Source organism: Streptomyces coacervatus, from assembly GCF_029223485.1.
Taxonomy (GTDB): domain Bacteria; phylum Actinomycetota; class Actinomycetes; order Streptomycetales; family Streptomycetaceae; genus Streptomyces; species Streptomyces coacervatus.
In genome coordinates this window covers 1-11,708 of the sequence record NZ_JARHTP010000046.1, presented here as the reverse complement: position 1 = coordinate 11,708, position 11,708 = coordinate 1, and the positions used below count along the sequence as shown (strand labels likewise).

Genomic DNA, 11,708 nt, shown 5'->3' with positions numbered 1-11,708 from the left:
AGAGTACGGTCCTGCACATAAAGAGTGAGTGCAGTTCAGCGATCCGATCCCGTGAAGCCGTCTCCCGCCGCTCCAGTTCCTCCAGACACGACGCCATCGCCGCCTCTCAGCTCCGAACTCTGGACACGACGATCCGACAAACGACACCCGGCAGCAACAATCCACCACGACGATCTCACTCAAGGAGAGCTACACCCGGCACCGATCAGGCTCACAGGCGATCACACGCGGGGAGCGCACCGCTGGCATCGATTGTGGTTGCGGCCGCCCCTTGGGTCCCGTCCGCTGGGCGATCCATGCCCGTGCTTCGTCAGGGGTCATGACGTCGAAGCGAGGGTAGCTGTCGGAACCTTCGAACGACCGGGTGCCCGTCCTAGTCGGCAGTTACGTTGGATTCGGCCAGTAGATCATCGAAGTTGAAGGTGTCTTGCTCGTTAACGACGACTCGCGCGCGGTCACCTTTCTGGTAGGGAACGGCAGGATTGCTGTCGGGAACGTTGATGCTCCAGGTGTGGACGATGCCGTCGCAAGCGATGTTGGTGGACGCCTCACCCGTGGCCCCGAGGTGGGTTTCGTCTGTCAGGTCGTTGGTGAGGCTGCCCGAGCCACCGCCGTCGCACGAGTAAGTACCCGATACGGTGATCGTGCCATCCGGGTTGAGCGTGGCGATCTGGTTGATGGTGAGACTAGGGACGGCGTGGGCAGGAGCAGCCAGCGCCAGAGTGCTGCCGATGACCGACGCGACTACCACAGCCAGACCGGTGAGGCGAGGTCGTATTCTGCGCATTGCCTGCCTCCTTTGGACGGCAGCGCCCCAAGCGGCCGGTCTTCCTGGTGGGCGCCATGTGCCGAGTGTCGTGCCGACACTGGAATTCAGCCACACCCCTCATCCCGGCGTACTGGGGCATGCCGAGAGCGCACACTCCCCCGAATGCGCCGCGCACCGCAGTGCACAACCCAGCCGCAGCACATCAGTTCGTGCGGCCTCCGCAGATGGACCAGCATCGCCACGTCGCCGTTCAGGGGCTTTGGCCGCTTGGGCCGGGTCGGTCAACACAGCCGTGACCAACCTGCTGCACGGTGTGTCAACCGTCGTGTAGCGGCGGAGTGGGGGGCACCAGTGAGGATGGAGCAGTCGACCCCGACGGCAACGGTCAGGCTTACGCCGTTGCCGATGTCACTCCACAATCAGCAGATCGGCGTGGGCTTCTGACTGTCCGCCCACGCCGGCCCAGAACCGGACCCCTGGCCACTCCACGCCCCATTCTGTCGCCATCCGCTCGTTGATCTGGGACACCTGCAGCGAAGTGGTGTGGACGGACCCCGTGTACGAGATGGTTTCGAGTTCGATGAGGGGGTGGTCAGTCATCTGGTAGGAGCCAATCCACGAGGACACTTCGACGCCGCGAGGGTCGTCGCTCAGGCTGATGGTCAGGGTGACCTGCCCATCGCGGGGCACGGTGGTCGGACTGACCGTCACGCTTACCACCCGTACGCCGCTGGCCGGAGAGTCCGCATCCCACGTGTCGCCGCAGGCAGCCGCTCCAGCAGTGCCGCCGAACAGCACAAGCCGCTGCCTCAGACCGTCGTTAACCAGGCCGTGGTAGGCACGGGCGGCCGGTCCGAGGTTCTGCACTTGCGTCCACTGTCCCTGCATCCATTGCCAGGTATCAGCGAATATTGGGATCTTGGGACCCACAGGTTCGGCGCAGCCACCGTGCAGTACCAACGTGGTGCCCGTTGCAGCCCAGACCGCTCCCTCGCGAGGGCTTGGCCCTGTGTCGGCTACCTCGGTCCATGTCAGTCCATCCCACGCCCACGTGTCGGCGACAGTCCCCGAGGCCGTAGCGCCCCCGAAGACCAGCATCTTCCGGGTCGCCGGGTCGAAGGCCATACAGTGAGAGCTCCGAGGTGCCGGACCAGTTTCCGCGGCCTGCACCCAGTCCCGCCCGTCGTACTCCCAGGTGTCGCCCCTCAGCTCACCTCCCCGATCCAAGCCTCCGAACAGAACCAGACGCTTGCGCAGGGAGTCGTAGGCGGCAGCGTGCTGCAAACGGCCAGCCGGCCCCGTGTCCGCGAGCTGGGTCCAATAGGTACCGTTCCAGGCCCAGGTATCAGCGAACGTTCCTTCACCAGTGCCGCCGAACAGCAGGCACCGGTTATGCAAGAGGTCGTAGCTCAGGGTGAGACCCATGCGGGCTGCAGGCCCGGTGGAAGCGACCTGTGTCCAGAAAGCGCCGTCCCACTCCCAGGTGTCGCCCCTCAGCTCACCTCCCTGTACCTGACCTCCGAACAGAACGGCCACGCCACGGACAGGGTCGAAAGCCATCCCGAATCCGGACCGGGGAGGCGGGCCGATGTCCTGACGCTGGGTCCATCTAAAGACCGGCATGTGCGCCGAGATTAGGTGGCGACCTCTCAGCAAACGGTTTGCCGCGCCGTCACCCACATCACCGCTCCCGCTGGCACGGACGCGATTTCACCTGGAGGGATGAGTGGCGCTGGTGGGGGGTGTCCGGCCATCGCGGTCGGGGATGCGGAAACGGTCCAGGTAGTAGCGCCGGCGTTCGCCCGTACCGCCGCCCGTACCGCCGGTGCGGACGAGGGTGAATGTTTCCCAGCAGACAGCGACGGCCGCCTTGAAGAACGCGGAGATGGACTCGTCGCCTGCGGCCGCGACTTCGACGAGCAGGCGCTCTGGTTCCCGGGCGCGGTCCTCGGTCGGCAGCCGGTCGTCGCCGCTTTCCGGGGCACGGCGGTTGGGCAGGCTCCCGCCCGGCAGGGTCGAGGGGTAGCCGAGGCGCCGAGTGCCCGCGGTGGCGGCGACAATGATCTCCAGGTCCTCGGCGAAGCCGGGGCCGGGCAAGGGGAGTTCGCAGTCGGGGTTGCGGTCGTAGCCGAGGGCGACCGCCGCGGACACGAAGTCGATCACAGCCGTGGCGGTCTGGGTGTGCTGGCGGGGCAGGTGCCGACCCAGCCGGCTAAGAATCCGCAGCACGGTGGGCATGCTGGTGTCGGTGGTCATTAACCGGAAGGCCGGGGCGTCGTCGGGCGCCTCGTCGGGGAGGGTCTCGTCGAGGTCGGCGCAGGCCTGGGCGTGCCAGAAGGAGGCGGCGTGAGTGTCGCCACGTGCGAGATGGTGCAGGTAGAGGCTGTAGGACGCGGCGGCCTCGCCGGCGCCGGCGGCGTATTGCCACCAGAAGCGGGCACCGTGGTCGTCGCCGGCGAGCTGGAGCACACAGCCGAGGATCCAGGCGGCCCGCGGCTGTGGCACCTGGTCGGTGAGGAAGTCGGCGAGCTGGTCGGGGATGCAGTGCAGGAGGGCGGCCTCGCACAGGGCCTGCAGATTCTGCGCGGCGCTGCCGTCGGCCAGGTCGCCGCCCAAGCCCTCCCACAGGGCTGCGCCGTCCGGCGCGAGGGCAGGGTAGGCGGTGTCCTCGTACGGGACGACGTCGCAGGGGACGTGAGGATCGGTCAGGAGCAGGGACCGGGTGAGCAGTTCATCGATGGCGGTCATTACGGGGTGATCACTCCCGGGTGATGGTAGGTGCCCTCGAGGGCACCTCGGGCGTGGTGGTCGACGGTGTGGGTGATGGCCGGGGACAGGCCGAGAATGCCGGGGACGAGGTCGGGATGGATGCCGCACAGGTAGCGCAGGACGACGACATCCAGCTGGTCCCGGGGCAGGCGTGTGATCGCGTCGAAGAAGTAGGCCTGCCGCTCGATGTGGGCCAGGCGCGCTTCCAGGTCCTCCATCCCGGCCTGGGCGGCGGTGGCAAAGGCCGCCGCCCGCAGGTCGGGACGGCCATCAGGGCGCTGGTCGGCGCGGAACATGACCCTGGAGCGCAGCAGACGCCAGGCGTGGCGGGGGGTATTGGGGCCAGCGACCGCCTCGTCCCAGGTGAGCCAGAGGATGTCGAAGGTCTCGGCGACGACCCACCGGGCGCGCTGGTCGGACTGCAGGAAGGCGCGTGCGTAGGCGAGGTAGGGGTCGCTCATGGCTTCGGTGAAGCCCTGGTGGGCCACTGGCCGCTCCTGGGGGCCTAACGGCTGGACATCACGGATGCGGCGCTCGATCCAGACCGGGTTCTTGTTCGCTTCCCGGGCCGCCGCCGTCCACAGCCGGCGCAGCGGCCACACCGGCAGGTCCAGGGCTCGCACCACGCTGTAGGTGATCTCCCAGCCGGGGTAGTAGCCCTTGCCACGCAGGAGTTCGGACAGGCGGGCCTTGGAGTAGCCGGACTTGCCGACGAGCTCGTCGAGGGTCAGGCCGCTGGCGAACAGCCGGGTGCGGACCGGTTCCAGCCACGCGCGGTGGGTGGCGCCGACCTCCTCGCCGATCGACTCGGGCGGGCGGCCACGGCGACTCGGGGGCTCCCCGGAGGGCTGTTCCGGTACCGCGGTTGGGGTCATGACGGCTCCTCACATCCGGCCGCCGCGGCGGCCGGAGGGGTGCCGGACGCGGCCGGGCTGCGCGGCTCGGTGCCGTTGAGGGCGCCCACGATCTGCTGGACCAGTAGTCCGAGCGAGGGCAACAGCGTGGCCACGGCCGCGAGTTGCCCGAGCACGGTCATCACCGTGCTCCATGCGAAGACCACCACCAGCACGGCAACGGTCATCACCTGCTTACGGGACATTGCGCCTTCCCAGAAGTGAAGGGGAGTCTGGAAGGCTCCCCCGCGGCGGTGCTGAAGCGCCGTGGAAGAGCTGGACGCAAGCATGGCCCGTCGCCGACTGCCACTCAACGTGATCACGAAGATACGGAACAATGACGTTCGTGCAACCACAGAAATGCGAACAGACCCGCTACTCCACAGCCGCCAATCGCAGGGTCAAATCATGACCGAATGAACGCTTTTGGTGGCTAAACCGTACTTCTCGTTGCGGCACTGCGGGGAGGGAGCACACTAGAAGTGGAACGCCTCCCCCGGCGTTGCACCTTCCTGTCTGGAAGGCCACGCGGTCTCCTCGTGCTGAAGAACGACCAGAGGAAACCGCCCTGCTTCCGCCCGGCCGCAGGCCGGGCGGAAGCAGGCCCCACCGCACGGGTTGACGTCCCACACTTCCAGCAACGCCGCCCAAGACCACGGCTCTGGCCCTGCCCAGGTAGCACGCCAGTTGCTGCCCCTCGTGGTGTCGGATGGCGACGGTGCGCCCACGGCCGGGATCTAGGATCCGGGGATGGACATCGACCTTGAGGAGTGGGCGAGCGGAGCAGGACCGGCGATCCGCGACCTGATCGACGGTCTCGGCGGCGACGTCGAGGCCTTCGACGCATTTCCGCTGTCCGCGGTGGCTGTGCTGGACGACCTCATCATTCGCATGCCCTGGCAGGAATTCGAGAACGACGACTGGATCTGGATCCACTCTCAACTGTCCGCATTTGTCGCGGTGTTCCTCATCCACCACTTCGGAGGCGAGTGGAAGGCAGTACCCGACCCCTCAGCGCCTGGGGGATGGATGCCCGTCATCGAAGTACGCGGCAAAAACGGACTCCCCCACCGCGTCGCCCCCGTGGAACTGGTACACCAGGAACTCCACCCCGTGCCGCAGCGGATCCCCCGCCTCGTCGAGCGCGCCACCGACCTCGCCGGACACGGCCCGTTGACAAACCGGCTCCCGCACAGGCCCTGACGGCCCGGGCGGATGCGGGCGCGCAGCTGGGGAACACCGGTTTGCCGTCCACGAGCCAGAGGCGGGCCGGATCAGCGCCATGCCGGCGCAGACACCACGGCCACGCGCCCCCAGGCAGCGTTCCGCCCAATCGCAGGCGGAGAGGGGACTCGACACTGTGTCCCGCCGGATCAGCAACCTGCCTGCACACAACCTCCGTCGCCCGCCCACAGGCTGGGAGCGGGCTCCTTCAAGAGACCACTGAGGTGGGGGCGTTCAGCAGCGAGTGCGGGAGATAGCCGGACTCGATCTGCAGGTCCCAGCCGTGCACCTGCACAGCGAGCGCGGCCAGGGCGATCGTTCCCAGCGGCAGCAGACTTCTTGGCGCGGGGTCCTCGCCAACGCCCGCACGGTGCTCCACGAGCCGCTCGTGCACCGCGTGCTCGAAGGCGCCCTGGTCGTCCCGGAGCAGGATGCGCAGCAGCCGCTGGTCGGGGCTCGTCGCGCCGACGGCGTCCAGGGCCAGCGCCGCGTCCAGCCGCTCGTCGACGGACGGCATGCACAGCGTCACCTGCGGCCAGTCACGCGGCAAATGCCCCCGGGCGGGGGTCAGGTAGCCGCACAGGGCGTCCATGTGTGCGAGGTCGGCCGGTTGGGAGACCGAGCCCCGCTGCGCGTGGGGGAGGTTCCGGTGCAGCATCGGGGCGTAGTCCTCTCGCAGCAGCAGCCCGATCACCCGCTCCCAGTCCCAGACGAGGCCGCTGGCCACGCAGATGTCGAAGGCTTCGACCCAGGTGCGGGCGGTGACCGTGTCGGTCGCGTCCCGCATCTCGTCGAAGTCCTTCTCCTCGCTGGTCATGCGCGTACATGTCAGTGGGAAAGGTATCTCCCAGTCACCGCCCGGGCAGCAGCCCAGCTCCAGCACACCGAAGAGGCACTCGGCCGCCGTCGTCAGAGCAAGCCGGGTACGTGCGTCCTGCAGGCGGGGATCGTGCACGCTGCGTGCGGCAACGTGATCCAGCAGCTCGTGGCCGAGCTCCGACAGCATCACGCGCATCGGATACTCGTCGTAGTAGACGTCTTCGAAGCGTCGCTGTACGCGGTCCGCCATGTCACCGAAGGTCCGCTCCAAATCCTGCTGGTTCACCACATGGCGCGTGACGTCGTTGATCCCCATCCACTCATCCTGTCAGCCGCCACCGACAACCCCGCCCACACCACCGGTGAACAGCCCCCAGCTCGGCGTCGGTCCGCCTCATCCGCAGCGTTCCCGGCACCCGGCGCAGCACAGCCACGCGCTTTCGTCTGGACCAGCCACCACCAGATCCAGCCCCCCGGCGGCAGCCGGGGGGGTGTCAGTGGCGCATCGTACGGTCCTCACATGGGTTTCACCTCCGCCTGGTCCATCAGCGCCCACGACGACGCCTTCATCGCGGCTCTGGCTCCGCGACTGCTCCCGCTGATCGCCGCGGACCGGGACCAGCCGCTCGCACGAGAGCGCTGGGACCGGTGGCGGCGAGAGCCGCTGCCGGACTTCCGGACCTGGTGGAAACCCTTCGGCCACTCCTGCAGCCGGGAGGCGGACGCACTGGATTCCTTCTCCGAGTTGACCGCTGCAGGGGATCACGTGCAGAAGATGTACGACGGCCTGACGCCCGAGGACGGCTCCCCACTGCTCACGGACATATGGAACCTGGTGACCGGGGCGGGGGACATCTTCGTCTCGGTGCAGAGCAAGGAGTTCGCGCTGCGCTCCTTCTTCCACGCCATAGGCCCCGCCCGGGCCGCCGCCCTGCCCGGATGGTGCGGCAACTTCCTGCTCACCGCCGCAGAAGTACGTCAGACACTGCCCGCCCTCGAACAGGCACTGGACTTCACCCCGCCCGAGCGCGCCAAAGCAGAGGCCCAGGACTGGCTGGACTACCACAACGACGAGGAAAGCGTCCTGGACGGACCACTGCGGATGTGGCAACACGCCGCCTCGCACGGCCACGGCTTGTGCGGACTATCCGTCCTCGTCGGCTGACGGCGCCGCAACACCCGGCGCCTGCGGACGGGCACCCCGCGCGGTGTCGTACCGAGCTGATGGGGCAGCATCTGCTCAGCCGTCGCCTGCCCGTGAGGGGTCATCATGCTTTCCACCCGCCGCACCGCATCCACCGTGGTGCTTGCCTGCCTGCTGCTGGCGAGCTGTAAGACCGGCTCCCTCGGCACGTCGACGTCGTCCGAAAGCCAGAGCCCGGCGGCGGGAGCATCGGGCACGGCCGCGCCGGGCGGGTCGTCCGGCCCGATTGCGGTGGGGGCCGGACCGCAGAAGCACTACACGGTGCAGCAGCAGCTGGCCGCGGGCAGCTGCCACTACCGCTACGAGCACGGCGAGCCGCTGGAAGACCCGAAGTGCACGCCGGGCGCGATCTCCCCAGCCGTCACGCAGGCGAACCTGAAGGCGACGATCTGCCGCAAGGGCGGCTACACCTCCGGCATCCGCCCGCCCGAGTCCGTGACCCGTAGGGAGAAGCAGCTGAACGCGGCCTCCTACGGCTACACGGGCCGCATGGCAGATGCCGAGTACGACCACCTGATCAGCCTGCAGCTCGGCGGCGACCCGAACGACTACCGCAACCTGTGGGTAGAACCCGCCGACCCCGGCCACCGCTCGGGCTCCGGCGTCAACAACAAGAAGGACCCGGTGGAGACGAAGCTTCACACCGCGGTCTGCAAGGGCCAGGTCACGCTCGCGGCCGCACAGAACGCGATCGTCACCGACTGGACCACCGCTTTGACCACCCTCCACCTGGGCTGACAGGAGAGGTTTAAGTGGACACCTCGACTCAGGCCGCAGTGCTGAAGCGGTGACCTCGCCCCGGACCGGAACCGCCGGGACGAGATGCTCAGGCGGTCGGCACCACGACTCCGCTACCGACCGCCTCCGTGGGCGGGAACGCTGTCTACTTCTGCGTTGGCCTACTGCAGGAGGAGCTCCAGCTGCGTCAGCAGGGTCAGGGCCGTGAGCTCCTCATCGAGCGGCACGTCTCCCTCTGCTGATTCAGCCCTGCTCCGTTCCAACGCGGTTTCAACCACGGTGATGAGCACAGAAGCGGCGCTGACCCTCCGGTCCGGCTCCCAGAACAGAACGGGGGTATCTCCGGCCAGGCGCAGCGCCTCACGGATCTCGGCGAGGTCGTAGGGGCAGTGTTCCGAACTGCCACGCAAAGCCAGGACGTAGGGCACGCCGCAGTCGTCGAGGTAGTTGAGCGCGACGTGGCAGTCCACCAGGCGCCGGGGATCGGCCAGCACCACCGCCCCGAGCGCGCCCTGCCTGAGGGTGTCCCACGTCTTCGGGTCAACGGAGTCGGGTGGGGCGACGTTGTACAGCTGGAGGTCTTCCGACAGAGTGATGCGGCCGAAAAATGCCGTGGTTACCGACTGCTGTCCCGGCACCACGAATTCCGTTGGTGCACTGAATTCGCAGATCTTGGTGATGAAATCGGCGGATCCTGCCTGCTGACCTCCTGCGATGAGGATTTTGCCTGCCGTCGGCCCGCCACACGTGCTCGCGCCGACCTCATCCACGGTCACATCGTCTGCCGGGTCGTCGGCTGCCATCCAAGCCCTCAGCCGGTCCAGACCGGCCTGGTCGTAACCCGGCGTTGATGGAGCGATGCGATCAAGCTGGCTGAGGAGTTCCTCCACAGTGATCATGTCGTGGGACTCCTCCTCGGAAGGGTGGAGCTGGTTATGGGTCCTGTCAGCGTTGCTCATTGGGCACCTCCTCCTGGAGTGACTCCCACCAATCGGATGGAAAGAGGATCTCCGTTCCGAATTTTTCGAGGAGTACCTTGCGGGCCCTGTGCAGGTGGACTCGTACCGTGCTTGTGGTCATGCCGAGATGTTCGGCGATCTCGCGGGACGTCCAATCGGCCTGCCATCGCAGCAGCGCGACGCGCCGCCGTGCGGGCGGCAATTCGTCCAGGGCGGCCCAGCATCGCTGCAGCAGCACATTTGAAGCAGCAGTCCGCGGTGTATCCAAAGCCGACGGGACGTCCGGTAGCGGCGCCCGGCGCCCTGCTGAACGCCATTGGTCGAACGCCTTGTTCTTGACGAACCGGAACAGCCAGGCCCGCTGGGTCTGCCGGTCCAGGGACCTGAGCCTCCCCCAACGTCTTACTGCGGCTTCGAACGCCTCCTGAGTGACATCGGAGGCCGAATGGGGACTGCCCAGCAGCCGGCCGGCGAACTCCTCCAGCTGGCGGCTGACTTCCATGTACAGCAGGTCGATCTCCGACCAGTACTTGGGAGGGATGCGGCTCACGTTGATTCCTCCCTCCCCGAGACGGCCACGGGGCCACTGCCCACACTGATCCACAGAGCAGGCCCGCCTGCACCATTGCCCTGGATCACCTGCGTACCTGCCGGCGCACGCGTGGCGACATCCACGAACGTCCTGCGCCGGGCCCGCTCCACCAGCAGCCTTAGCCTCCGCGTTTCACTTGCGGTGGCGTCCGGATCTTGAGCGGAAACGCGAAAGTGCCTTCTGAGCTGGGATGATGAGGCTTGTCTAGGGCTTCTGTCACCACAGCAGGAAGGCACTTTCTGCGTGCACACTACCGGGTCGCGTCCCAAGCTCGTCGTGTCAGCCGACGGTCGCGGGGTGGTCAGTCATGCCGGGTCCCGTCTGCTGTCCGATCTCGCCGATGCCACTGGCCTGACCACGGCCTTCACGAACGCGCTGCGCCATCTGCGACCGCGCGGCACCGGTCACGCCCCCGGCCGGATCGCAGTGGACTTGGCGGTGATGCTGGCCGACGGCGGGGAGGCGATCGCCGACCTGGCCCTGCTGCGCGACCAGGCCGAGGTGTTCGGCCCGGTCGCGTCCAATCCCACCGCGTGGCGACTGCTGGCGGGCATCGATCCGGCCGCACTCGGCGCTCTGCGCGCGGCCCGTGCCGCCGCCCGCGAGGTCGCCTGGCTGCAAGCCGAGGAGAGGCGGGAGGCAATACCGGCCTCCCGTGCAGGCGGACGTGAACTGCCAGGTCTGGTCCTGGACATCGACGCCACCCTGGTCACCTGCCACTCCGAGAAGGAGCGCGCGGCACCTACCTACAAACACGGCTTCGGCTACCACCCGCTGCTGTGCTTCCTCGACAACACCGGCGAGGCCCTGGCCGGCCTGCTGCGGCCCGGCAATGCCGCGGCCAACATCGCCGAGGACCACATCACCGTGCTCGACGCCGCGCTCGCCCAGATCCCCGACGCCCACCGCCACGGCACCAACATCCTCATCCGTGCCGACAGCGCCGGATCCGCCAAAGCGTTCCTGACCCACATTCGCGGGCTGCGCTCGCGCGGGATCCACACATCCTTCTCCGTCGGATGGTCCATCACCGAACCCGTCCGCCGAGCGATACGCCAGCTGCCCGACCAGGTCTGGCACCCTGCCCTCGAACAGGACGGCACCCTGCGGCAAGGCGCCCACGTCGCCGAGCTCACCGACCTGGTCGACCTACCGGGCCTGCCCGAGGACACTCGGATCATCGTCCGACGCGAGCGCCCGCATCCCGGCGCCCAGCTGTCCCTGTTCGATCTTGACGAAGGCATGCGCCACCAGGTCTTCCTCACCGACACCCCCTACGGCGAAGGCTCATTGCAGCACCTGGAAGTCCGCCACCGCGCGCACGCCCGCGTCGAGGACCGCATCCGCTGCGGCAAAACCACCGGCTTCGGCCGCTTCCCCTCCCGGCACTTCCACGTCAACCAAGCGTGGCTGGAGCTGTCCCTGACCGCCCTCGACCTGCTGGCCTGGACCCGCCTCCTGCTGCTGGAGGGCGAACTGGCCACCGCCGAGCCGAAGAAGCTCCGCTACCGGCTGCTGCACGCAGCTGCCCGCATCACCCGCGGCGGACGCCGTCTGCACCTGCGGATCTCCGCAACCTGGCCCTGGCGAAACGAGCTGACCAGCGCATTCGCCCGCCTAGAGGTTGTCCCGTAACTGGTGGGGCGGTTGGTGCGTTGACTGGGCATGGGTGGGGTGATCTCAGCGGATGATCCGAAGTGGATCGAGCCGTTCTCCGGGTTGACCGAGTCGCAGTTCGCCA

Annotated in this window: 12 protein-coding genes; 4 read left to right on the top strand and 8 right to left on the bottom strand. The window is 67.8% G+C overall.

The window, feature by feature from the left end; all coding sequences use genetic code 11:
• Positions 1–373 precede the first annotated feature (373 nt).
• From P2Q00_RS50285 to P2Q00_RS50265, 5 genes are all read right to left on the bottom strand, one after another.
• Positions 374–787, bottom strand: coding sequence for a DUF6299 family protein (locus P2Q00_RS50285; RefSeq protein WP_275781805.1), 414 nt, complete (start codon positions 785–787; stop codon positions 374–376).
• Between the two features lie 390 nt (positions 788–1,177).
• A complete protein-coding gene (locus P2Q00_RS50280) occupies positions 1,178–2,194 on the bottom strand; it encodes a Kelch repeat-containing protein (RefSeq protein ID WP_275781804.1) in 1,017 nt (338 codons plus the stop codon).
• Between the two features lie 285 nt (positions 2,195–2,479).
• On the bottom strand, positions 2,480–3,517 hold the full coding sequence (locus P2Q00_RS50275; protein ID WP_275781803.1) for a hypothetical protein: 1,038 nt from the start codon (positions 3,515–3,517) through the stop codon (positions 2,480–2,482).
• On the bottom strand, positions 3,517–4,413 hold the full coding sequence (locus P2Q00_RS50270) for an RNA polymerase sigma factor (protein ID WP_275781802.1): 897 nt from the start codon (positions 4,411–4,413) through the stop codon (positions 3,517–3,519). Before P2Q00_RS50270 ends, P2Q00_RS50275 begins: the two co-directional genes overlap by 1 nt.
• Positions 4,410–4,637: a hypothetical protein gene (locus P2Q00_RS50265; protein ID WP_275781800.1), complete on the bottom strand. Its 228-nt coding sequence runs from the start codon at positions 4,635–4,637 to the stop codon at positions 4,410–4,412. Before P2Q00_RS50265 ends, P2Q00_RS50270 begins: the two co-directional genes overlap by 4 nt.
• A gap of 544 nt (positions 4,638–5,181) precedes the next feature.
• On the opposite strand from P2Q00_RS50265, the gene P2Q00_RS50260 reads away from it, so the two are divergent.
• Complete coding sequence (locus P2Q00_RS50260) at positions 5,182–5,634, top strand: hypothetical protein (RefSeq protein WP_275781799.1); 453 nt, start codon at positions 5,182–5,184, stop codon at positions 5,632–5,634.
• A 229-nt stretch (positions 5,635–5,863) separates the two neighbouring features.
• Here P2Q00_RS50260 and P2Q00_RS50255 read toward each other — a convergent pair whose 3' ends face one another.
• Entirely contained in the window at positions 5,864–6,790 is a 927-nt protein-coding gene (locus P2Q00_RS50255) for an immunity 49 family protein (protein ID WP_275781798.1), read from the bottom strand.
• Between the two features lie 204 nt (positions 6,791–6,994).
• On the opposite strand from P2Q00_RS50255, the gene P2Q00_RS50250 reads away from it, so the two are divergent.
• Both P2Q00_RS50250 and P2Q00_RS50245 read left to right on the top strand, forming a co-directional pair.
• Positions 6,995–7,639 (top strand): hypothetical protein, encoded by a 645-nt coding sequence (locus P2Q00_RS50250; RefSeq protein ID WP_275781796.1) that lies wholly within the window; start codon positions 6,995–6,997, stop codon positions 7,637–7,639.
• A gap of 105 nt (positions 7,640–7,744) precedes the next feature.
• Positions 7,745–8,416, top strand: a complete 672-nt coding sequence (locus P2Q00_RS50245; RefSeq protein ID WP_275781795.1) for a DUF3558 domain-containing protein — start codon at positions 7,745–7,747, stop codon at positions 8,414–8,416.
• Positions 8,417–8,577: 161 nt separating this feature from the next.
• Here the strand turns inward: P2Q00_RS50245 and P2Q00_RS50240 are convergent, their stop codons facing one another.
• Both P2Q00_RS50240 and P2Q00_RS50235 read right to left on the bottom strand, forming a co-directional pair.
• On the bottom strand, positions 8,578–9,375 hold the full coding sequence (locus P2Q00_RS50240; protein WP_275781794.1) for a hypothetical protein: 798 nt from the start codon (positions 9,373–9,375) through the stop codon (positions 8,578–8,580).
• Positions 9,362–9,925 (bottom strand): RNA polymerase sigma factor, encoded by a 564-nt coding sequence (locus tag P2Q00_RS50235; RefSeq protein ID WP_275781792.1) that lies wholly within the window; start codon positions 9,923–9,925, stop codon positions 9,362–9,364. The genes P2Q00_RS50240 and P2Q00_RS50235 overlap by 14 nt, the downstream gene beginning before the upstream one ends.
• Positions 9,926–10,210: 285 nt before the next feature.
• On the opposite strand from P2Q00_RS50235, the gene P2Q00_RS50230 reads away from it, so the two are divergent.
• Complete coding sequence (locus P2Q00_RS50230) at positions 10,211–11,602, top strand: IS1380 family transposase (protein WP_275781790.1); 1,392 nt, start codon at positions 10,211–10,213, stop codon at positions 11,600–11,602.
• The last annotated feature ends 106 nt before the right edge of the window (positions 11,603–11,708 follow it).